At 71.5% G+C, this 22,173-nt stretch carries 15 protein-coding genes and 1 pseudogene; 7 read left to right on the top strand and 9 right to left on the bottom strand.

The window, feature by feature from the left end:
* Window positions 1–6: 6 nt before the first annotated feature.
* Together ACSHT8_RS03220 and ACSHT8_RS03215 are read left to right on the top strand one after the other, a co-directional pair.
* Complete coding sequence (locus ACSHT8_RS03220; protein ID WP_436497505.1) at window positions 7–753, top strand: EI24 domain-containing protein; 747 nt, start codon at window positions 7–9, stop codon at window positions 751–753.
* A complete protein-coding gene (locus ACSHT8_RS03215; protein WP_436497503.1) occupies window positions 750–1,262 on the top strand; it encodes an SMI1/KNR4 family protein in 513 nt (170 codons plus the stop codon). The genes ACSHT8_RS03220 and ACSHT8_RS03215 overlap by 4 nt, the downstream gene beginning before the upstream one ends.
* Here ACSHT8_RS03215 and ACSHT8_RS03210 read toward each other — a convergent pair.
* A complete protein-coding gene (locus ACSHT8_RS03210; RefSeq protein WP_436497501.1) occupies window positions 1,259–2,101 on the bottom strand; it encodes an SAM-dependent methyltransferase in 843 nt (280 codons plus the stop codon). The genes ACSHT8_RS03215 and ACSHT8_RS03210 overlap by 4 nt on opposite strands.
* Window positions 2,102–2,365: 264 nt before the next feature.
* A complete protein-coding gene (locus tag ACSHT8_RS03205) occupies window positions 2,366–3,298 on the bottom strand; it encodes a helix-turn-helix domain-containing protein (protein WP_436497499.1) in 933 nt (310 codons plus the stop codon).
* A 457-nt stretch (window positions 3,299–3,755) separates the two neighbouring features.
* Here ACSHT8_RS03205 and ACSHT8_RS03200 point away from each other — a divergent pair, with 457 nt between their 5' ends.
* The 3 genes and pseudogenes from ACSHT8_RS03200 (at window position 3,756) to ACSHT8_RS03190 (ending at window position 6,687) form a co-directional block, all read left to right on the top strand.
* Complete coding sequence (locus ACSHT8_RS03200; RefSeq protein WP_436497497.1) at window positions 3,756–5,429, top strand: M14 family metallopeptidase; 1,674 nt, start codon at window positions 3,756–3,758, stop codon at window positions 5,427–5,429.
* Between the two features lie 70 nt (window positions 5,430–5,499).
* A pseudogene (locus ACSHT8_RS03195) lies at window positions 5,500–6,276 on the top strand (S1 family peptidase); the annotation flags it as partial.
* Entirely contained in the window at window positions 6,253–6,687 is a 435-nt protein-coding gene (locus ACSHT8_RS03190; protein WP_436501977.1) for a proprotein convertase P-domain-containing protein, read from the top strand. The pseudogene ACSHT8_RS03195 and the gene ACSHT8_RS03190, both read left to right, overlap by 24 nt.
* Before the next feature lie 275 nt (window positions 6,688–6,962).
* Here ACSHT8_RS03190 and ACSHT8_RS03185 read toward each other — a convergent pair whose 3' ends face one another.
* Genes ACSHT8_RS03185 through ACSHT8_RS03160 form a run of 6 tightly spaced genes read right to left on the bottom strand, consistent with a single transcriptional unit; the run spans window position 6,963 to window position 19,646 of the window.
* Entirely contained in the window at window positions 6,963–7,988 is a 1,026-nt protein-coding gene (locus ACSHT8_RS03185; RefSeq protein ID WP_436497495.1) for a DUF2332 domain-containing protein, read from the bottom strand.
* A gap of 10 nt (window positions 7,989–7,998) precedes the next feature.
* On the bottom strand, window positions 7,999–8,985 hold the full coding sequence (locus ACSHT8_RS03180; protein WP_436497493.1) for an alpha/beta hydrolase: 987 nt from the start codon (window positions 8,983–8,985) through the stop codon (window positions 7,999–8,001).
* Window positions 8,986–8,997: 12 nt separating this feature from the next.
* Window positions 8,998–10,530: an acyl-CoA carboxylase subunit beta gene (locus ACSHT8_RS03175; RefSeq protein WP_436497491.1), complete on the bottom strand. Its 1,533-nt coding sequence runs from the start codon at window positions 10,528–10,530 to the stop codon at window positions 8,998–9,000.
* Window positions 10,523–16,639 carry a beta-ketoacyl synthase N-terminal-like domain-containing protein gene (locus ACSHT8_RS03170; protein ID WP_436497489.1) on the bottom strand — a complete coding sequence of 2,039 codons (6,117 nt, stop codon included), beginning with the start codon at window positions 16,637–16,639 and terminating at the stop codon, window positions 10,523–10,525. Before ACSHT8_RS03170 ends, ACSHT8_RS03175 begins: the two co-directional genes overlap by 8 nt.
* Window positions 16,636–18,321 carry a fatty acyl-AMP ligase gene (locus ACSHT8_RS03165; RefSeq protein WP_436497487.1) on the bottom strand — a complete coding sequence of 562 codons (1,686 nt, stop codon included), beginning with the start codon at window positions 18,319–18,321 and terminating at the stop codon, window positions 16,636–16,638. The genes ACSHT8_RS03170 and ACSHT8_RS03165 overlap by 4 nt, the downstream gene beginning before the upstream one ends.
* Window positions 18,318–19,646 (bottom strand): MFS transporter, encoded by a 1,329-nt coding sequence (locus ACSHT8_RS03160; protein ID WP_436497485.1) that lies wholly within the window; start codon window positions 19,644–19,646, stop codon window positions 18,318–18,320. Before ACSHT8_RS03160 ends, ACSHT8_RS03165 begins: the two co-directional genes overlap by 4 nt.
* Before the next feature lie 313 nt (window positions 19,647–19,959).
* Between ACSHT8_RS03160 and ACSHT8_RS03155 the strand changes: the two genes are divergently transcribed.
* The gene (locus tag ACSHT8_RS03155; RefSeq protein WP_436497483.1) at window positions 19,960–21,141 is read left to right on the top strand and encodes a helix-turn-helix domain-containing protein; all 1,182 of its coding nucleotides are present in this window, start codon (window positions 19,960–19,962) and stop codon (window positions 21,139–21,141) included.
* Window positions 21,142–21,151: 10 nt separating this feature from the next.
* Complete coding sequence (locus ACSHT8_RS03150) at window positions 21,152–21,928, top strand: GntR family transcriptional regulator (protein ID WP_436497481.1); 777 nt, start codon at window positions 21,152–21,154, stop codon at window positions 21,926–21,928.
* Here the strand turns inward: ACSHT8_RS03150 and ACSHT8_RS03145 are convergent.
* Window positions 21,886–22,041 carry a hypothetical protein gene (locus tag ACSHT8_RS03145; protein WP_436497479.1) on the bottom strand — a complete coding sequence of 52 codons (156 nt, stop codon included), beginning with the start codon at window positions 22,039–22,041 and terminating at the stop codon, window positions 21,886–21,888. The genes ACSHT8_RS03150 and ACSHT8_RS03145 overlap by 43 nt on opposite strands.
* Between the last annotated feature and the right edge of the window lie 132 nt (window positions 22,042–22,173).

Genomic DNA, 22,173 nt, shown 5'->3' with positions numbered 1-22,173 from the left:
CGCGCCGTGATCAAAGACTTCGCCGCCGGTGTCGGCCTGCTCGGCCAGGGTTTGCGCATCGTGACCACCGACCGGTCCATGCTCAAACGGGGCGCAATCCCGGTCCTGCTGGCCAGCGTCATCCTGTTCGGCGGCCTGGCCATGCTCGCCACCAACCTCGACGCCATCGTCACCTGGGCGACCCCCTTCGCCGACGACTGGGCCACGGTGTGGCGGCGGGGCGTGCGCATCGCGGCGGGCCTGGTCACCGCGGTGGCGGCGGTCGCGGTGTCGCTGCTGGTGTTCTCCGGCCTGACCCTGGCGGTCGGCGGCCCGTTCTACGAGAGCATCGCCGAGGACGTCGAGGACAAGGTCCTCGGCGGCGTCCCGTCGGCCGAGCGCATCGGCTGGAGCAGGGCGGCGTGGATCGGGCTGCGGGACACGGTGCTGCTGGTGCTGCGGGCGCTGGTGTGGGCGATCGCGCTGCTCGTGTTGGGGTTCATCCCGGTGCTGGGGCAGACGGTGGTGCCGGTGCTGGCGGTCGCGATCGGGGCCTGGCTGCTGGCGGTGGAACTGACGGCCATCCCGTTCGTCCGGCGGGGCCATGACCTGCGGACACGCCGGTCGACTCTGCGGAAGAGCCGGGCGATGACGCTGGGGTTCGCGGTGCCGGTGTACCTGGTGTGCCTGATCCCGCTGGCAGCGGTAGTCATCTTCCCAGCGGCGATGGCGGCGGGGACGATCCTGGCCCACCGTCTCCTGGGTCGGCCATGACCAGCGCCGCCGACTTTCCGCCCGCGCTCGCGGCGGTCGCACGGGTCGAGTTCCCCTACGACCGCGATGAAGACATCGACTACGAGCCGCACGACAGCTTCATGGCCGCGGACGAAACAACGGACTGGCTGCGGGCGTGGACCGGAAACCCGGACGCCGACACCGATTTCCGGGTCTTCGGCCAGGACGGTACCGGCGGCTACGCGGCGTTCTGGCTGGTCAGGCCCGATGCGCCGGTCGAAGGGCAGCCTGTGGTCTTTCTCGGCTCCGAAGGCGAACACGGTGTCGTGGCGCGGAACCTCGCCGCGTACCTCTGGCTGCTCGCCGACGGCCAAGGACCTATGGAGGCGGTGGCCTACGGCGACTTGACGTCGAACCCTCGGCCCGAGTTGGTGGCCATCGCGGAGAAGTACGCGGCGGGCAGCAGGCAGTCGGCCAGCCAGATCCTGACGGAGGCGAAGGCCGAGTTCCCCGACTTCGACGCGCTGATCGCGGGCCTGATCCGCTAGGGCTTGCGGGCGACGGCACCCAGCATGGTGAAGTTCAGGGCCGACAGTGGGAGCATCCGCGGGCCCGACGGCCACCAGTCGTGCGGGTACGTCAGCCCCGGCGGCACGAGTTCCAACCCGTCGAAGTACGACGCGATCTGCTCACGCGAGCGGGGAGCGGTGGCGATCTCGGTGTCGCGGAACATCTTCTCCAGCTCGCGGATCAGGGAGCTTGCCTCTGAGCCGTCGGCCGGGTCGTAGTGGTGGGTCAGCATCAGGTACGAGCCGGACGGGACCGCGGCGAGCCAGTCGCGTACGACCGATGCGGCGTGGGTGTCGTCGGGGATGTGGTGGATCACTGAGTTCATCATCAGGGCCACCGGCCTGGTCAGGTCCAGGTGCGGGGCCAGGTCCGGGTCGCCTAACGCCTTCGCGGGCTGGCTGAAGTCGCAGCCGGCCACGTGGGTCCGGTCGTTCTCCTCCAGCAGCGCGCGGCCGTGGGCCTGGACGACCGGGTCGTTGTCGACGTAGATGACCCTGGCCTCGGGGTTGTAGCGCTGGACGACCTGGTGGGTGTTGTCGACGGTCGGCAGGCCGGAGCCGAGGTCGACGAACTGGTCGACGCGGCGTTCGCCGACCAGCAGGCGCAGAACGCGGATGATCCAGTCGCGGTGGTCGCGGGCCATCTGCTTGGCACCGGGGGCCAGGTCGAGTACCTGGTCCATGACCTTGCGGTCTGACGCGTAGTGATCGCGGCCGCCCAGCAGGGCGTCGGTGAGCCGGGCCAGGTTGGGCTTGTCGAAGTCGAGCGGCGTCAGCCGGGGCACGGTGTCCCACGACGACCGGTCGGCTGAGGGCATCTGCTGGGCTCCCCGAGTGTGTCTTACGCAACAGAACGTATACACAGTAGGACATGGCGTGGCCGGCCGGAATCGGGATCGACCGATCGTCGTCGGCCGTTCGCTGAGCGGACAGCCCTGGCGACCTGCGCGGACCCGGATTCGACTACGCACGGTGTTCGCGTTCAGCGTGCCGGCGAGCGCTCGTGGGCTGGTCGGCGCCCGATCGAGGCCACTGGACCAAGCGGCCGAGTCCGCGTCGAAGGCGTCGGCGGCCGGACGGATCTATACCCGTTCGGCCGAAGGTCCCCACGACCACCGGATGCCGTAGCGGCCCGGCGCGAGGTCCATGCCCAGCACGTGCGCGGTGTGGGTCGAGTCCAGGGTCAGCGCCTTGACCCGTTCCTTGCCGTCGATCTCGTAGCACCGGGCGATCCGGACGGGCAGCGCCGCCGGGTCGAACCGGACCTCCATCAGCAGGTCGCGGACCGGGAACCGGCCGACCCGCTCGTGGTCGACCGCGAGCGGCCGCGGCGACGGGCAGGTCATGTCGTGCTCGATCACGATGGTCTCGCGCTTGGCGAGCGGGTGGTCGAAGAGCAGCTCGGTGGCGACCTGGCCGGTGCGCTCGTCGCGGTTGACGCGGCCGAGCCTGCAGTTGCGGAGCGGCACGATGTCGGGGCTCGGCTCATCTTTGCCCTCGTTCCAGCCGACCGCGATCCAGCGGTCGACGCCGTCCTTCTCCGCGCGCAGCACGTGGCGGGTGCGCTGGAGGATCTTGGTGCGGTCGGCGCCGATCACCACCACGTCGTGGACGAGGAGCCTGCTCAGGTGGCTGTCGCCGCTGAGGTCGAAGCCGCCGACGACCCGGTCGTATGCCTCGTCGTCGGCCCACGGCGCGACGCTGTCGATGGGTTCCAGCGGGCGGTGGACGTTGCGGCCGCGCGGCTTTGGCTCGTCGAGCAGCCGGACGAGGTGGCCCGCGGGCAGGCCGAACAGCGCTTCGAGGTTGGCCACCGCGGCCAGCGACTTGGCGCGCTCGGGCTGGCTGCGGCCCGATTGCCAGTAGCTGAGGGTGGCGAGGCTGACCGGGGTGCCGCGCTCGCGCAGCCGCTCGGCCACCCGGTCGAGGGTGATCCCGCTCGCGTGGATGGCCGCCCGCAGCGTCTCGGCGAACGGCTCGGCGGCGGCGGGATCGGCGGAGGGCACGTCCGTCACCAGCGGAAGGTAACCCGATCGGCCCGGGTTGGCGAAGCCCGACTCGCCCGCCGACCGGGGGAGGCGCATGCAGGGTGCGCCTCCCCCGGCGGCTCCATGCCCGCCATTTCGGTCCGTCGCGAATTCGGGTGTTAACGGCTTGTTGCCGCCGTTCCCGGTTTATTGCCACAACCCCTTACCGAATCCGCGACCTAATTCTGCGGGGGCGGCAATCCTTGAGGGAAGTCCTCACAGTTACCAGGAAGAATTGCGGCCAGAGCGCCCGTTTTGTCGACTTCCTTGGGCCAGACTGGGAAAAAACCGGGAACTGGACGGTTCGACCGTGGGGTTGTGGGGGCCACGCCGAGCACGACACTATGCAGGATATCCGCCGTTCGGGGGCATGTGAGGGCATGTCCGCAATTGGCGGCGATATTCCTCCGGCGTCGAACACGGCGCTCCCCTGCAGGAGGTACGAGTGAAACACAAACGCATATCCCTGGTCGTCGGCGCCCTGACGGCGGCCGCCGTCGTGCTGACGATGAATGGCCCCGCGTCCGGCGACCAGGCCAACCGGCCGGGCGCCGAGCAGCGCGCGGCCGCCGAATACAGCGTTGTCGGAGTCAAGACCGCCCAGCAGCGCAGCGACATCGCCGCGACCGGTGCCGCGGTCAACGGCACCGAGGACAGCCGCACGCTGATCACCGCGACCCCCGGCGAGGTCGCCAAGATCAAGGCGATGGGCTACGAGGTCGTCGCCGACGCCGCCCCGTCCATCCAGGGCACCCTGGAGGCGAACGGGATCAATGACTTCCCCAGCGCCGACTCCGGCTACCACAACTACTCGGAGATGGTCGCCGAGCTGAACAAGGCGGTCGCCGACCACCCGGGGATCATCACCAAGCAGGTGTACGGCAAGTCCTACGAGAACCGCGACCTGTACCTGATCAAGATCTCGGACAACGCCGCGACCGACGAGAACGAACCCGAGGTCCTGTTCACCCACCACCAGCACGCGCGTGAGCACATCACCGTGGAGATGGCGCTGTACCTGGTGAACATGCTGACCGACGGCTACGGCACCGACAGCCGGATCAAGGGCCTCGTGGACACCCGCGAGATCTGGATCATGCCCGACGTCAACCCCGACGGCGGCGAGTTCGACATCTCGACCGGCTCGTACAAGAGCTGGCGCAAGAACCGCCAGCCGAACGCGGGCTCGTCGTACGTGGGCACCGACCTCAACCGCAACTGGGACTACAAGTGGGGCTGCTGCAACGGCTCCTCGACCAGCCCCAGCTCCGACACCTACCGCGGCCCGTCGGCCGGATCGGCGCCCGAGGTCAAGGCCGTGCAGAACTGGGTCAGCAGCCGCAACATCGGCGGCAAGCAGCAGCTCAGCACCGCGATCGACTTCCACTCCTACAGCGAGCTGGTCCTGTGGCCGTTCGGCTGGACCTTCGACGACACCGCCCCCGGTCTCGACGCCGAGGAGCTGAACGTCTTCTCCACCATGGGCCGCGCCATGGCGCAGACCAACGGCTACACCCCGGAGCAGTCCTCGGAGCTCTACATCACCGACGGCGCGATCGACGACTACCTGTGGGGCGCGCACAAGATCTGGGCCTACACCTTCGAGATGTTCCCGGCGAGCGGCAACGGCGGCTTCTACCCCGGTGACGAGATCCTCGCCCGCGAGACCTCGCGCAACAAGGCGGCCGTGCTCTACCTGCTGGAGTACTCGGACTGCCCGAAGCGCGCCATCGGCGGCACCTGCGACGGCACCCCGCCGCCGCCCACCGGCAAGGTCTTCGAGAACGCCAACAACGTCAACATCCCCGACGCGGGCGCCGCGATCACCAGCGACGTCGTGGTCTCCGGGATCTCGGGCAACGCCCCGTCGACGCTGAAGGTCGATGTCGACATCAAGCACACCTGGCGCGGTGACCTCGTCATCGACCTGATCGCGCCCGACGGCTCGGCGTACCGGCTGAAGAACTCGTCGTCCAACGACTCCGCGGACAACGTCATCACCGCCTACACCGTCAACGCCTCCACCGAGGTCGCGAACGGCACCTGGAAGCTCAAGGTCCAGGACATCGCCCGCTACGACACCGGCTACATCGACAGCTTCAAGCTCACCTTCCCCTGATCCACGCCCCTGCAATCAGTACGGTGGAAAGGAAAGTTCGTTGATCAAACTCAGCAAGCTCCAGAAGGCCATGATGCTGGCCGCGACCACGGTCGCCGCCGCGGCGGCCGTGGCCGGGACCGCACTGGCCGCTCCCCCGCCCTCGCAGCCGGGCGACATCACCCCGCAGGTCGTCGGCGGCACCCCCGCCGCGCAGGGTGAGTTCCCCTGGATGGTCCGCCTGTCGATGGGCTGTGGCGGCGCCATGTACTCCGAGCAGCTCGTGCTGACCGCCGCGCACTGTGTCAGCGGCACCGGCAACAACACCTCGATCACCGCGACCTACGGCGTGATCGACCTGCAGAGCAGCAGCGCCGTCAAGCGCACCTCGTCCTACGTCTACAAGAACCCGGGCTACTCCACCTCGGAGGGCGGTGACTGGGCGCTGATCAAGCTGTCCAGCCCGATCACCGGCGCGGCCACCCTGCCCATCGCCACCAGCAACGCCTACGACAACGGCACGTTCGACATCATGGGCTGGGGCGCGGCGTCCGAGGGCGGCGCGCAGCAGCGCTACCTGCTCAAGGCCCAGGTCCCGTTCGTCAGCGACGCCACCTGCAAGGCGTCCGGCGGCAGCTACTCCGACCTGATCGACGCCGTCGAGATCTGCGCCGGTCTGCCCGAGGGCGGCATCGACACCTGCCAGGGTGACTCCGGTGGCCCCATGGTCCGTCGCGACGCCAACAACAACTGGATCCAGGTCGGCATCGTCTCCTGGGGCGAGGGCTGTGCCCGCCCGAACAAGTACGGCGTGTACTCCCAGGTGAGCGCCCTGTCCGCGGCCATCCGCGCCAAGGCGACCGAACTGGGCGGCGGCACCACGACCCCGCCGACCACCACCACCCCGCCGACCACGACGCCGCCGAGCGGCCGGGTCTTCGAGAACACCAACAACATCAACATCCCGGACTCCCCCGGCGCCGCGGTCACCAGCGACATCGCCGTCTCGGGCATCTCGGGCAACGCCCCGTCGACGCTGAAGGTCGACGTGAACATCAAGCACACCTGGCGCGGTGACCTCGTCATCGACCTGATCGCGCCCGACGGCTCGGCGTACCGGGTGAAGAACTCGTCGTCCAACGACTCCGCGGACAACGTGGTCGCCACCTACACCGTCAACGCCTCCACCGAGGTCGCGAACGGCACCTGGAAGCTGAAGGTCCAGGACATCGCCCGCTACGACACCGGCTACATCGACAACTTCAAGCTCACCTTCTGACCCGGAAGGTGTGATCGGGCGTCATCCCCGGGCGGCAAGGGCCCGGGGCGGGCAACTCGGTGAGGCAGGCCGTCCCCTTCGGGGGGCGGCCTGCCTTGTTTTCGTGCTGAGGCAACCTTTCGCGGGCGCGGGTGATCTAGGAGGTGAAGGGCGGCGGACCGAAGAACAGCGAGGCATCCCGTGGTGTGGATGGACCCACTCACTGACGTTCTGACCGAGAACCGATCCGTGGACGAAGAGCCGGACGAGCCCGAGATCCCCGAACAGGACCGGACCTAGACCAGCCAGGACAGCATTCGGCCCCGCGACCAGCAGCGGCCGACAGCCCGCGGCGCCGAGCCGTCGAACACCGCGACGCCGATGATGCTGTGGCCGGAGGCGGGGCGATCGCCCAGTGTCGGGATCGACGGCCCGACTCCGACACCTTCCACCGACACCCACGCCACTGCCCGGCCCGCTTCTTCCAGGCCGCGCAGGAAGCGCTGACGGGTCTCGACCGGGAACCGCGACAGCGCCCACGTCGTCGTGACCACGGCCAGGGCGCCCGCGGGGACCCGGGCGAAGGCGTCGGGCAGCGCCTCGGCGGGGTCGCCGCACAGCAGCAGCGGAGGGGCTGACGCGGCCAGCGCCAGCTCCGCTTCGAGCAGGGCGGCCGTATCCGGCTGGTCCGGCCACAGGCAGGCACGCAGCCAGCGGGCTTCGTCCGCGTCGGTGACATCGACCGGGTCGGGGTCGACGGCGACACGGGCTACGACCTCGGGGATCGCGTTTGTCGGGACTGGCCGGTCGCCCACGATCGAACATGACAGCCGAACGGGAGACGACGGGTCGCCCAGCGATTGGCCGTCGCTGTAGTCGACGCGGACGCGGTCGACGTTGAGGTTGAGCCCGGTTGCGCCCACGTCGATCAGGCCGACCGCGGCTGCTCCTGCCCTGCGCGCCGCTTCGGCGATGGCCGGGTAGAGCACGCCGCCGCGTCCGGTCTCGTCGATCCGCGTCCGCCTGCGCGCGGCGATCGACGCGACGGAGTCGGTCATCCGCAGCAGTGTGTCGATCGCCGCGCCCCCGGCGGCTTCGCTGTCCGCGGCGGCATAGGCCGCCGCCAGCGCGGGCGCGCGTCCGGCGAGGGCGAGGTCGTGCAGCGCGGCGAGGACGACCGTCGGGTGCCGCTTGCGCGCGGGGACCGTCTCGATGGCGCGCAGCGCCTCGTCGGACTCGCTCACGGCGAGGGCTACGCGCCCGTAGAGCGGTGACTTCTCGGCCTCGCTGAACCGCCGGTATGTCTGAGCGAGTGTGCGCACTCCGACGAGTCTATGCGGGCAGCCCCATCCCGGCGGCCAGGATCGGCCACGACGCGTGGAGTTCGCGCTCCCAGTACGGCCAGGTGTGGGTGCCGTTGCCGTAGTAGTTGGTCGTGACCGCGATGCCGCGCTGCTTGAGCCGGTCGGTGAAGCTGCGCGAGGAGATGTACGACAGCGGCTCGATCATGTCGAAGGCGCCCGGCTTGTCCAGCGGCCCGGTGCTGCCGTTGCCCGACGAGACGTAGAGCTTGACCCCGCGCAGCGCTTCGACGTTGTCGTACGGGTTGCGGGCGGTCCACATCGCACGCTGGAGGAACTCGTTGCCCCACAGGTTGTACATGGGCAGGCCCTCGCGCATGAGGATGGTCTGGATGAAGTTGGGGATGCCGTAGAGCATCGTGTTGGGCACGCCGCTGTAACTGGCCGCGGCGGCGAACATGCCAGGGTGGCGGAAGCTGTAGGCCAGGGCGCCGTAGCCGCCGATGGACAGGCCGGCGACCGAGCGCTTGGGGCCCGCGCCGTAGCCGCGTTCGACGATCTGGCGGACTTCGTTGATGTGGAACGACTCCCAGTCGGGCTTGTTCGACATACCGAAGTTCCACCACGCCGAGTACATGCCCGCGCGGCCGTCACTCGGCATGACGACGAGCACGTCCTTGTCCGCGGTGAGGGCGGCGACGTCGGTGTACTCGGTCCACGACTTGTAGTCGACGTCGGCGCAGCAGCCGTGCAGCAGCCACAGCGTCGGCCACGCCCTGGTGCGGTCGGCGTCCCACCCGCGCGGCACCAGCAGCCGCACCCACGCCGAGGTGCCCAGCGCGGGCGACTCGATGCGCAGGTCGACGGTTCTGGCGTCCACCCGGACTTCCTCGGCGACGCGGGCGCCGTCGTCGGCCGTCACCGGCGCGGGCGCGGCCTCGGCCGCGGTCAGCGGGACCACCACCGAGGCCAGGACGGTGATCGCCGCGAGCCAGCGGACGATCCGTGTGCGGGTCATGCCTACCTCCACTTAGAGCGGGATGTTCCCGTGTTTGCGGTCGGGCACCGCGGCGCGCTTGCCCCGCAGCGCCCGCAGGGCCGCGGCGACCTCGACGCGGGTCCGTGCCGGTTCGATGACGCCGTCGATGTAGCCGCGTTCGGCCGCGGGGTACGGCGAGTCCTGGTGTCGGGCGATCAGCTCTTCGGTGCGGGCGTCGCGTTCGGCGCCGCTGAGCGCGGCGAGTTCGCGGCGGTACAGCACTTGGACCGCGCCTTCCGGGCCGACGACGGCGATGCGGGCGGTCGGCCAGGCCAGATTCACGTCGGCGCCGAGGTGTTTGGAGCCCATGACCGCGTAGCCGCCGCCATACGCCTTGCGGACCACGACGGTCACCTTGGGGACGGTGGCCTCGGCGTAGGCGTAGATGAGCTTGGCGCCGCGGCGGATGATGCCGCCGCGCTCCTGGTCACGGCCGGGCAGGTAGCCGGGGACGTCGGCGAAGGTCAGCAGGGGGATCTCGAAGGCGTCGCAGAACCGGACGAACCGGGCGGCCTTCTCGGAGGCGTCGATGTCGATCGCGCCCGCCGCCACCAGCGGCTGGTTGGCCACGACGCCGACCGTCCGGCCCGCGACCCTGGCGAACGCGCAGATCATGTTGGGCGCGAACCCGGCGTGCACCTCCAGGAGGTCGCCGTCGTCGACCACGCGCGTGATGATCCCGGTCATGTCGTAGGTCTGGTTGGTGCCGTCGGGGATGACCCGGTTGAGTTCGCGGTCGGCGGCGGTGACCTCGGCGGCGGTGTCGTCGGCGTACTCCGGGGCGGCGGCGCGGTTGTTGGAGGGCAGGAAGCCCAGCAGGGTCTTGACCCAGTCGACCGCGTCCGGTTCGTCGGCGCCGAGGTAGTGGGCGGCGCCGGAGACGGTGGCGTGCGTGCGGCCGCCGCCGAGTTCGTCCAGAGTGGACTCCTCACCGGTGGCGGCGCGCAGCACGTCGGGGCCGGTGACGACCATGTGGGAGAGCTGGTCGACCATGACGGTGAAGTCGGTCAGGGCGGGGGCGTAAACCGCGCCGCCCGCGCAGGGGCCGAGGATCATCGAGATCTGCGGGATGACCCCGGAGGCGGCGGTGTGCCTGACGGCCAGCTCGGCGTACCGGGCGAGTGAGGTCACCCCCTCCTGGATGCGGGCGCCGCCGCCGTCGTTGATCCCGACGATCGGGACCCCCGTGCGGATGGCCAGGTCCATCACTTTGAGGATCTTGGCCCCCGACGCCTCGCCGAGGCTCCCGCCGAACACACTGAAGTCCTGGGCGAACACGCACACCGGACGGCCGTCGACCTGGATGTGCCCGGTGACCAGGCCGTCGCCGTAGGGCCCGCCGTCGTGCCGGGCGAACTCGTCGAGTTCGAGGAACGAGCCGGGGTCGGCCAGCAGCGCGATCCGCTCCCGGGCGGTGAGCTTGCCTTTGGGCTGCTGGCGTTCCTTTGCCCGCTTCTCCCCCAGCCGGATCGCTTCGTCGCGGCGCAGGAACAGGTCGTCCACCAGGTCGCGCGGGTCAGCCATGGCGCACCTCCGTGGCCGCCACCGCTTCGGCCAGCGTGGCCACCGCGGGCGGGTCGATGATCGTCAGGTGGTTCCCCGGCACCTTGGCGATCCGCAGGTCCGCGCACAGCCCGTCCCACCCGAGGGCGTCGTCGGCCCGCAGGTAGCGCGGGTCGAGCGAACTGGTCAGCGGCGGCGGTTCCGTGGCCCGGGCCAGCAGGACCGGCCCAGCGTAGGGTCGCGGCCGGTAGCGCTCGGCGACCCGTGCGTCCACATAGGACGCGTATTGGTGTTTGAGCACGGCGTCGCCGATGGCCGGGATCGTGGCCAGCCGCGACATGACGAAGGTGATCTGCTCGCCTTCCTCGAGGGTCGCCAGCTCGTCGATGGAGAGCCCGAGGGAGACGTCGTAGGTCTCCTCGATGTAGGCGGCGAACCGGGCGAACCGGTCTAGGAGGACTTGCTCGGGCTCGGCTTCAGATGGGCGCGGCAGAATCGTGTCGATCATGACGACTTGGGCGACGGTCTCCCCTTGTTCGGTGAGCGTGTGCGCGACTTCGTAGGCGAGGCAGCCACCGAAGGACCAGCCGCCGAGCCAGTAGGGGCCGTGGGGCTGGATCTCCCGGATGAGCTCGACGTAGCGGCGGGCTTTGCCTTCCACAGTGGACTCTTCGTCGAGGCGTTCGAAGCCGTAGACGGGGTAGCCGTCGGGGAGTTCTGCGACGAGGGGGTGGTAGACGCTGGTGGGGCCGCCTGCCGGGTGGAAGAGCATGAGGGGGACGCCGTCGCCGTCGGACCGGAGGACTTTGACGATCTCGTTGGGCTGGCCGTCGAGGAGATCCCGGACGAGGTCGGCCATCGCGGCGACGGTGGGGGTGGCGAAGAGGGTTTCGGCTGATGGAAGGTCGGGCAGCCGGTCACCCATGGCTTCGTAGACGCGTTGGGCTTCGGCTAGGTCACCGGGGAAGTCGAGATGCACCCCTTCCGGCGCACTCCCCAGCACCTCCCCCCACACGAACGCGACCCACCGCTCAGCAGCATCGCGCGGCCCCACGGACACCACACTGGAACTGACAGCAGGCAAGTCGAGTTCGTTTGCCAGATGCTCGGCGATCTCGCTCACGCTGGCGCTGCGGAGCAGCAGAGGAACCGGTGGGGTGGTGCCCAGGTCGCGTTCGATTGCGGTGCGGAGGCGGACGGCCATCAGCGAGTCCAAGCCCAGCGAGGTGAGCGGCGCGGTTCGGTCGACGACGCCGATCAGGTTCTCCACGACCGTCGCCAGGTGGTTCAGGAGGGCGTCGCGGGAGGCGAGGGGGACAGTCGCGGCGACTGGGTCGGGTTTGCCGGTGAAGCCCGCCAAGAACGGGCGCTGCGCCAATTCGGGGAACAAGGCCAGGGTGCGCGCGGCATCCAAGTGCGCCACGCCGATTCCCGTGCGGTTCCCGGCCAGCAGCCCGGCCAACGCGTCCAGACCTTCGGAAGGGCTGAGTTCCGCCAAGGCGGCGTTCGCCCGGACAGCCTGCGACTGCCACGCACCCCAGTTGATCGTCACGCCGGGCAAGCCCGCGGCCCGGCGCGAGTCGACCAAACCATCCAGCCACGCGTTGGCCGTGGCGTAAGCGGCCTGACCGGGCGAGCCGACCAGGGCGGCGATCGACGAGAAAACCACCCACCAGTCCAACTCGACCGCCGCCGTCGCCTCGTGCAACCGCTGCCCGCCTAGCACCTTGGGCCGCCACACCCGGGCGATGTCCTCGGCGGTGAGGGTCGCCACCGTGTGGTCGTCGAGGACGCCCGCCGCGTGCACGACGCCGCGCAGTGGAATGCCGTCGCGGCTGGCGAAAGCGACGGCGCGTTCGGCGAAGCCGGGGTCGGCGATGTCGCCGAGGATCACCTCGACACCGGCGGGGGCCGGACGTGCGGTGCGGCCGGTCAGGACGATCCGGGTGGCCCCACTCTCGGCGAGCCACCCGGCGACCCGCGCACCAAGCTCACCCAGCCCGCCCGTGATCAAGTACGCGCCGTCGCGGATCGGAAGAGACACGGCGGGTGAGACGTGGGCACGGGCCAGCCGCGCGCGCAGGCGTCGGCCGTCGCGCCACCGCACTTCGTCGTCGGGGCGGTCGGCGCGGAGTTCGGCGGCGATCGCGCGGGCGCCGGACGCGGCGTCGACCTCCAGCAGCGTCGCGCGCAGCGACGGGTGCTCGAACGCCAACACACGGATCAGCCCACGCAGCCACGACGCCGAACCATCGGTCACCACCCACAGCCGCGAGTCAGCCAACGAGGCCGCGATCCGCGCCACCGACAGCAGCAGCGCCTCCGGGTCGGTCGGGTCGGCGATCACCACCACGCCGTCCGCACCCTCGTCCCGAAGCTCGTCACCTTCCAACGCCTCGACCAGCCCCGGGTACGAGCCGACGACCGTCCACGACCGGCGGCCCGGACGCGGGGCGGGCAGCGGCGCGAGGTCCCAGCGCCGCTCGACCGCCAGCTCCGTCCACCCGCCCGGCGCCTGGCCCAGCGCGGACGCCCGCACGTCGGACAGCTCCACCAGCACCGCGCCGTCCAGGTCAAGCAAGTGCACGGCGCCAAGCAGGCTCGCGCCGTCGGGGCGCAGCGTCGCCACGCAGCGGACGCCGGTCGACGGGTCGCCGAAGACGCGGGCGCGGCCGATCGAGGTCGGCACGTAGCGGCCGTGCACGCCGGGCAGGCCGAGCGCGGCGCCGACGAGTGTCTGCAAACAGGCGTCGCTCAGCGCGGGGTGCACGGCGAACCTGCGGTGTCCCCCGGCCTCGGCGGGCAGCCGCACCGACGCGCAAGCGCGACCGGGCGTGGCGACGACGCCCGACAGGCCGCGGAACGCGGGGCCGTACTCCTGGCCCGCGGCGGCGAGCGCGCCGTAGAGGTCGATCCGGGTGCCGTTCTCCGGCTCCGAACACGGAACGATCGGCGCGTTGTCGTCGGGCAGCACCGTCGCCGTGGCGTGGGTGATCCAGCCGCCGTCGGCGCCGCGGGAGGAGATGGTGACGCGCCCGTCGCGGTCGACCATTGTGGTCAGTGTCGTGTCCGGGCCGGGGGCGAGGAACTCGGCGAAGGTGAGGCCGGTGATCGTCACCCGGCTCGTGCCGAGTGCCACGCGGGCCGCCGCCAGCGCCAGCTCCAGATACGCGGTGCCCGGCAGCACGACCACGCCGTACGCGCGGTGGTCGGCGAGCCACGGCAGCGGGTGCGCGCCGAGGTCGGCCTGCCACACGTGCCTGCCGTCCTCCGGCAGCTCCACGTGGTCGCCGAGCAGCGGGTGCCGGTCGGTGGGCGCGGGCGCGGCCACCCAGTGCCGCTCGTGCCGCCACACCGGCCCGGGCAGATCCACGACCGGCGCCGCCGGGTGGCGGGCGACGATGGCGGCGGCGTTGCCGTGCGCGTAGAGGGTCGCCGCGGCCGACAGCCACGCCTCGACCCCCGAACCGCGCCGCAGCGTCGGCAGAGCGATCACGGGAACGTCAGCTGTCCGCTCGATCGCGGCGATCGCGATGGGGTGCGGCGAGATCTCCAGGAAGCAGCGGTGTCCCGCGCCAATGGCCGCGGTGACGGCTTGGGCGAAGCGGACCGGCTGACGCAGGTTCGCCACCCAGTAGTCGACGTCGAACGGGCCGTCGCCGACGCTGGAGAACACCGGCACGGTGGCGGCGGTCGGCGTCAGCCCGTCGAGCGCGGCCCGGAAGCCGTCAAGGTACGGGTCGACGGCGGCCGAGTGTCCGGCGCCGCCGACGTCCAGCGTTCTGGCCAGCCTGCCCATGCCATCCACATAGGACACCAGAGCGGCGACCTGGTCCGGCGGCCCGGCCACGGTCAGCTGAGACGGCGAAGCGTGCACCGCGACCCCGACGCCGGGGAACTGGTCGGCCACGGAGATGAACTCGGCGTCGGACAGTTCGACGACGGCCATGGCGCCGGTCCCGGACGCGTCGACCTCGGCCAACAGCGCCGACCGGGCGACGACCACCCGCAAGCCCTGCTCCACGTCGAGCGCGCCTGCGACGACCGCGGCGGCGACCTCGCCGACCGAGTGGCCCACGACGGCGGCGGGCGTCACGCCGTGCGCCCGCCACAGCTCGGCGAGCGCGACCTGCGTGCCGAACAGCGTCGGACCGGCGACGGTCAGGTCGGCGGGCTCGCCGTCGCTGATCGCCTCCCGCAGGGAGAAGCCCGCCTCGGCGGCGAACAGCGGTTCGAGCGCGTCGACGGCCGCGGCGAACGCGGGTTCCATCAGCAGCCCCTTGCCCATGCCGGGCCAGGACGAGCCGTAGCCGGAGAAGACGAACACAGGGTCCGCACCCGTCGCCGTCGCACTCACCACAGTGGCAGGCGTGGCGGCGCCGGTCGCGAACGCGCGCAGGCCCGCGACCAGCGCCGATCGACCGGTGGCGACCACGGCGGCGCGCGCGGGCAGGTGGTCGCGGCGGGTCGCCAACGCGCCCGCGACGTCGGCGAGGGCGGTCGACCGGTCGGTGTCGAGCCAGTCGGCCAGGTCCGCCGCGCGGCTCCGGACGGCCTCGGCGGTGGCGGCGGACAGGACGAACGCCTCCGGCTGGTCGGTGTCGGGCTCGACCACGGCCGCCGCGCTCGGCCACTCCTCGACGACGACGTGCGCGTTGCTCCCGCCGAAGCCGAACGCGGACACGCCCGCGCTGGCCAGGCCGCTGTAGCGGGGCCAGGTGGTCGGTTCGGATACAACTCTCAGACCCAGGCCCGGGAAGTCGATGTGGGGGTTGGCTTCGCGGTAGTGCAGGCTGGCCGGGATGCGGTCGTTGGCCATGGCGAGCACGACCTTGATCAGGCCGACGATCCCGGCGGCGCCCTCCAGATGGCCGAGGTTGGTCTTCACCGAACCGACCAGCAGCGGCCGGTCACCCGCGCGGCCCGCGCCGAGCACGGCGCCCAAGGCGGTGGCCTCGATCGGGTCGCCCAGCAAGGTGCCGGTGCCGTGCGCCTCGACGTAGTCCACTGTGGAGGGATCGGTGTCGGCGGCCGGGTACGCGGCGGCCAGGAGCGCGGCCTGCGCGTCGGGACTGGGGGCCATGAGGCCGTTGGAGCGGCCGTCGGAGTTGACGGCGCTGCCGCGGATGACCGCGAGCACGCGGTCCCCGGCCCGGCGGGCGTCGGTGAGCCTGCGCAGCACGACCACCCCGCAGCCCTCGCCGCGCACGATGCCGTCGGCGGCGGCGTCGAACGCCTTGCAGCGGCCGTCGGCGGCGAGGACGCCCGCGCGCTGGAATGTCGCGGTGACGCCGGGGGTGAGCAGGAGGTTGACACCACCGACGACGGCGAGGTCGGCGTCGCCGTGGCGCAGGCCCTGCACGGCCTGGTGGACCGCGACGAGGGACGACGAGCACGCGGTGTCGACGACGACGCTGGGGCCGCGCAGGTCGAGCAGGTAGGAGAGGCGGTTGGCGACGATCGACGCGGCGGCGCCGGTGGCCGACCAGGCGTCGACAGCGTCGGGGTCGGCCATGGTGAGCGACCCGTACTCGGTGGCCGACACTCCCATGTAGACACCCGTGCGGCTGCCGTGCAGTGAACTGGGCGCGATACCCGCGTGTTCGAGCGCGGCCCAGGCGACTTCGAGGACGATGCGCTGCTGCGGATCCATCACGGCGGCTTCGCGCGGGGTGATCCCGAAGAAGGCGGCGTCGAAGCCCGCGACGTCGTCGAGGTAGCCGCCCGGGGTGCTCTCCCGGGTGCCGATCACGTCCGCGCCCTGGTCAAGCAGGTCCCAGAACGCGATCGGCGACTCGATCCCACCCGGCAGCCTGCACCCGACGCCGACCACCGCGACCGGCTCGCCCGGCGCGATCGTCCCGTTGTTCAGCAATCCGGCAATCCCCTTGTGGGATTGTTCAACATTGTTCAGCGACGCGGCGGCGAGGGCGGCGATGGACGGGTGCTGGTAGCCGAACGTCGTCGGGAGGACCCGGCCGACGTGGTCACCCAGCTCAGCCACCAACCGCACGGTGTCGCGGGACGAAAGCCCGTACTCCTGCAGCGGCCGCGCCGGGTCGATCGACGCGATGCCGGTGATCGACGCGACCCGGTCGACCAGCCAGGCCGCCACCTCCGCCGCGTTCACGCGCGCCCGGTCAGGTAGCGCTCACGGCACGCCGTGCGCGAGATCTTGCCGCTGGTGGTGCGGGGCAGCGCGTCCGGCTCGACGAGCAGCACCTCCCGCAGCGTCAGCCCGTGCCGCATCGCGACGGCGGCCCGCACGGCCGCGGCGACCGCCGACTCGTCCACGTCGTCCACCGCCACCGTCTTCGCCCGCTCGGCCAGCACGACCGCCGACTCACCGTCCGAGCCGTCGATGGAGAACGCCACCGTGTTGCGCGGCCGGATGGCGTCGTGGGCGGCCTCGGCGGTGCGCTCGACGTCGTGCGGGTAGTGGTTGCGGCCGTCGACCACGATCAGGTCCTTGATGCGGCCGGTGATGAACAGCTCCCCCTCGAACCACACGCCGAGGTCGCCCGTGGCCAGCCACTTCGCCGCCGATCCAGGCATGGCGTTGCCGAAAGCCTTCGCCGTCTCGTCCGGCCGGTTCCAATAGCCGCGGCTCACGTTGTCGCCCGCGACCCACACCTCCCCCACCTCCCCGCCTGGCCGCCGCGCCCCCGTCACCGGGTCGACCACCGCGACCTCCTGGTCGATCGGCTGTCCACAGGAGACAAGCCGGACCTGGTCGGTGTGCTCCTCGGCGACCTCGACCAGCCGACCCGCGGCCAGCGCCGACCGGTCGAACCGCTTGGTCAGCGGACGCCGCGCGGTGGCCACGAACACCGTCGCCTCCGCCAGCCCATAGGACGGCCGGTGAGTCCACGGCCGCAGCCCGCACTGGGCGAAGGCCGCCTGGAACCGCGCGATCGCGGTGGGCGACACCGGCTCGCTGCCGTCGATCAGCACGTCGACCGTGTCGAGCCGCAGCCGCGCCTTCTCCGCGTCGGCGACCCGCGCGGCGCAGTAGGCGTAGGCGAAGCTCGGCGCGGCGGTGATCGCGCCGGGGTTCGCCGACAGCGCGTGCAGCCAGCGCTCCGGCCGCTCGATGAACGCCAGCGGGTCCATCAGCACGGTCCGCATCCCGGCCTCCAGCGGCGCGCCGATCGACAGGATCAGGCCCATGTCGTGGAACAGCGGCAGCCAGCTCACCGTCACCGACCGCCTGCGCACGTCGTAGCCGACGACCGCCTGCCGCGCGTTGGCCATGATGTTGCGGTGGGTGATCATCACCCCGCGCGGGTCGCCGGTCGAGCCGGACGTGTACTGCAGGTAGGCCAAGGCGTCCGGGTCGGCGGCGAGGGGCTCGAAGTCGACGCCGATGGCCGTCGGCAGGGTGTCGACGCTGACGATCTCGCGGATCGGCAGGCCGTTGTCGTCGGCGAACCCCCTGACCCGGGCTGCCGAGTCCGACGTCGTCAGCACGAGGCGGGCGGTGCAGTCACGCAGCACCGAGGCGAGCCGGTCGCCGTGGCCGGGCAGGTCCGGGGTGAACAGCGGCACCGCGACACCGCCCGCGCGCAACGCGCCGAGGAACGCCACGATGTAGTCGGCCGTCTGTCCGATGAGGACGGCCACCGGCTCGCCCTGCCGGATGCGGTGCTGCAGCCAGCACGCCACCGCGTCGACCCGCGCGTTGAGCTGCCCCCACGTCAGGTCGGTACGCGCGCCGCGCACCGCCGTGGTGAAGTCCAGGTGGCTCACGGCCACCTCGTCGGGGCTGGTGTGCGCCCACGCCGCGAGCGCATCGGAGAGTGTGGAACTCATCTGACCGTCCTTACTCGAGCCGTCTCCCCGACCTTCGCCGCGATCAGCGCGGCACCGACTTGCAGAGCGGCCGCGGCGACGAGCGCGACGGTGTAGCCGCCGGCGAGTTCGCCCGCGGTCGCACCGGCCAGCACCGCGACCGCGGCCACCCCCAACGCCCCCGCGAACTCCCGCACCGCGCTGAGCAGGCCGGACGCCGCCCCCGCCAGCCGATCACCCGCCGCGTTCAGCGCCAAGGTCGTCAGCGGCACAGTGAACGCCGAGCCGACGCCGACCAGGACCAACCCGGGCAGCCGCGGCCACAGCGCGGTGATCTCGTTGACCGCCGCCACCCCGACCAGCCCGACCGCCACGACCACCAGCCCACCCGCGACGGCCCGTGCCTCCCCCACAGCCGAGACCACTGCGGACACCCAGGGCGCGGTCAAGATCAGTGACGCCGCCACCGCGACCAGCGGCAACGCCGCGTCGGCCGGGCCGAGCCCGAGCCAGCGCTGATGCACCAGCGGCGTCACCACGCAGACCCCGGTGACCCCCAACCCCCACAGTGCCTGCACCACGAGCACCGACCGGAACACGCGGTCCCGCGCCAGCTCCACCGGCACCACGGGCGCCCGCGACTGCCGTTCCCTGGCCACGAACCACAACGCGGCCAGCACCCCGCAGGCCCCCAGCGGCGCCGCGAGCACACCGCCCTCAGCGAGTACCAGCAGCGAGCCGGTCGCCAGCAGCATCACCAGCGCCGCGAGGCCCAGCCCGACCACGTCCGTCTCGCGAGCGGTCGACGGCCCGGCTTCGGGCAGGACCAACAAAGCGAGGCCCAGCACCGGGAGGGTCCCCCAGAACACCCAAGACCAATGGAGATGCTCGGCGACAAGGCCGCCGATCGCGGGACCCGCCGCGAGCGCCAAGGCCAGCGCGATGGTCCACACCGCCGCCGCGCGCGCCCGGTCCGCGACGGCGAGCCGGGTCCGCACCAGGCTCAGCGTCGCGGGCACCAGCAGCGCCGCCGCCGCGCCCTGCACGACCCGCCCCGCCACCAGCAGCCCATATCCCCCCGCGCTCGCCGCGACCGCGGTCCCCACCGCGAACACGACCAGCCCGGACCGCAGCGCAGCCCGCTCACCGAAGCGGTCCACGAGCGGACCGGCGGCGAGCAGCAGACCGGCGAACGGGAGCAGGTAGGCGACCGTGACCCCCTGCGTCGCGGTCACCCCCAGCCCCCACTCGGCGGCCACCGAAGGCGCGGCGGCGGCCACCACCGTGTTGTCGGCCGCCGCGAGGAACGCGATCAGCGCGATGGTGGCGTGGACCCTGGTCAGCACGCGCGGCCCACTAGCACGGCCGCGGGAGCCACGGCGACCGCCGAAAGGGAGAACAACCGCCGGGGAGTGGACATATCGGGGACGTTAACGGCGCCCTATCCGAACTGTCGATAGGCGCAAAAATTCTTCGCCGCCACCGCAAAGGACAGACCGAAAAACTGTCACACCGCGAGCAGGACGGGGTCGCTTTCCGCGAATTGGCGACCAGGCACAAGTTCTGTCCACACTATTGCGCGGAATCAACAGGATTTCGTGACTTCCGAATGTCGGCCGCGTCACGTAACGTCGAAGTCGTGACGGCAGGGGGATCTCGATGACCACAGGTGTGGTTCAGGACGGACCCGCGGCCGCGCTCTGGGCCGCGCTGCCCCGCGAAGTGGTCGACCGATTCCGCCCACTCGTCGGCAGGCTCACCAAAGACATGATCCGGGAGATCCAGCGCGCCGTTCCCGCGTACGCGAAACCGCTGAAAGGCACATTCGGCGCGGCGATGGTCGCGGGCGTCGAACAAGCGGTACTGCGAATGGGCGCGCCCACCGAGCAGTGGGCCAACGTGTTCCGCCAACTCGGCCGGATGGAATTCATGGAGGGCCGCAGCCTCGACTGCCTGCAAACGGCCTATCGGGTCGGCGGACGGGTGGCGTGGCGCCATGTCGCGGTGTGGTGCCAGCAGCAGCGGCTGCCGCCGCCGATGCTGGCCAAGGCCGCCGAGGCGATCTTCGCCTACGTCGACGAGATCTCCGCGCTGTCGATCGAGGGCTACACCGCCGCGCAGGCCCAGTCGGTCGGCGTCATCGAACGCAGCCGCCGCAGGCTGGTCGACCTGCTGTTCAACAACTCCCCCACGCCGGGGGCGGCGGTGGCCAAGCTCGCCGCGAGCGCCCGCTGGCGGCCACCCGCGGCGGCGGGTGTGCTGGTCGTCGACGGCGACCTGGAGGAGCTGTTCGGCGGGGCGGTCCCCGACGACGTCCTCGCCGACCACGACGGCGACCGGCCGTGCCTGATCGTCGCCGACCCAGCCGCGCACGTCCTGGCCATGCGCGGACGCCTCCGCGACCACCGGATCTGCGTCGGCCCCACGGTCCCGCTGGCCGAGGCGGCCACGTCACGGCGGTGGGCGCGCCGCACGATGGAGCTGATGGACCGCGGGATCATCAAGGACGGCTCGATCGTCTGGTGCCGCGACCACCTGACCACGCTGTGGCTGCTCGCCGACGAGTTCCTGGTGGGCGAGCTGATCAAAGGCGCGCTCGCCCCGCTGGCCGACCTCACGCCCAAGCAGCGCGAACGCACCGTCGAGACGCTGCTCGCGTGGCTGGCCGGTCGCGGGAGCGCACCCGAGATCGCCGAGCAGCTGCACATCCACCCGCAAACCGTGCGCTACCGCATGCGCCAGGTCGAGAAGCTTTTCGGCGACCGGCTCAACGCGCCCGACTCGCGTCTGGACCTTGAGATAGCGCTGCGTGCGCACCGACTGCTGGAAACCTCCTGCTAGGTTCCCTGCTGTGGGGACCTCCGTACTCGACCGGCGCAGCCACACGCCGCTGTGGGCCCAGTTGCACGCCGACCTGTTGCGTCGCGTCGGCGCGGGCCACTTCGACGACGCCTTCCCCGGTGAGCTGGCGCTGGCGGCCGAGTACCAGGTCAGCCGCAACACCGTCCGCGAGGCGCTGCGCAGGCTGCGCGCCGACGGGCTGGTCGTCGCGGGCCGAGGGCAGCCGCCCCGGTTGGGCAAGCCCACCGAGATCACCCAGCCCCTCGGCGCCCTCTACAGCCTGTTCGCCTCGGTGCGGGCGCTGGGCATGGACCAGCACAGCGTCGTGCGGACACTGGACGTGCGCGCCGACGGCGTGGTCGCGGTCCGGCTCGGCCTGGAGGAGTCGACGCCGCTGCTCTACCTGGAGCGGCTGCGGCTGGCCAACGACGAACCGCTCGCCGTCGACCGGGTGTGGCTGCCGAAGTCAGTCGGCGCGCCCCTGCTCGGTGTCGACTTCGCCGACACCTCCCTCTACCAGGAACTCGACGCGCGCTGCGGCGTGCGGCTGACCGGCGGCCAGGAGCAGCTCCGCGCGGTGATCCCGACCGCGGCCGAGCGCAAGCAGCTGGACATCCCGATCGGCGTGGCCGCGTTCTCGATCGACCGCCTCGGCACCGCCGACGGCAAACCGGTGGAATGGCGCAACACGCTGGTGCGCGGCGACCGGTTCAGCGTCGTCGCCGACTTCTCCGCCCGCGCGGGCTACCAGCTCGACGTGCGCGCCGGGTCGGCCAAGCGGACCTGATCGGCCTCCAGGCACAGCCCGTAGGGCGTGTCGACGATCGGCGGGAAGTACAGCTCGACGGGCTGGGACCGGCGGCGCACACCGGTCGGCTGATAGCCGGCCAGCCAGAGCACTCTTGCGGCGCTGGGACGGAGAACTCCGGGATGGCTCAGCGCCCCACGCGACCGGCTGGTCCGCTCGGCCACGGGGGCCACGGAAAACAGCGGTTCGGGCGCGGAACCGGGCAGGCATCCCGGTGCTCCCAT

Source organism: Actinokineospora sp. HUAS TT18 (assembly GCF_051364635.1).
Classification (GTDB): Bacteria; Actinomycetota; Actinomycetes; order Mycobacteriales; family Pseudonocardiaceae; genus Actinokineospora.
Note: the sequence above shows the minus strand (reverse complement) of the source record. Positions and strands in the feature narration are given on the sequence as shown.

Bases quoted from the DNA above. Each gene is read 5' to 3' on its own strand.
- ACSHT8_RS03210 (WP_436497501.1), bottom strand. From the start codon at position 2,101: ATGCCCTCAGCCGACCGGTCGTCGTGGGACACCGTGCCCCGGCTGACG.
- ACSHT8_RS03155 (WP_436497483.1), top strand. From the start codon at position 19,960: ATGACCACAGGTGTGGTTCAGGACGGACCCGCGGCCGCGCTCTGGGCC.
- ACSHT8_RS03175 (WP_436497491.1), bottom strand. From the start codon at position 10,530: ATGGCTGACCCGCGCGACCTGGTGGACGACCTGTTCCTGCGCCGCGAC.
- ACSHT8_RS03215 (WP_436497503.1), top strand. From the start codon at position 750: ATGACCAGCGCCGCCGACTTTCCGCCCGCGCTCGCGGCGGTCGCACGG.
- ACSHT8_RS03180 (WP_436497493.1), bottom strand. From the start codon at position 8,985: ATGACCCGCACACGGATCGTCCGCTGGCTCGCGGCGATCACCGTCCTG.
- ACSHT8_RS03165 (WP_436497487.1), bottom strand. From the start codon at position 18,321: ATGAGTTCCACACTCTCCGATGCGCTCGCGGCGTGGGCGCACACCAGC.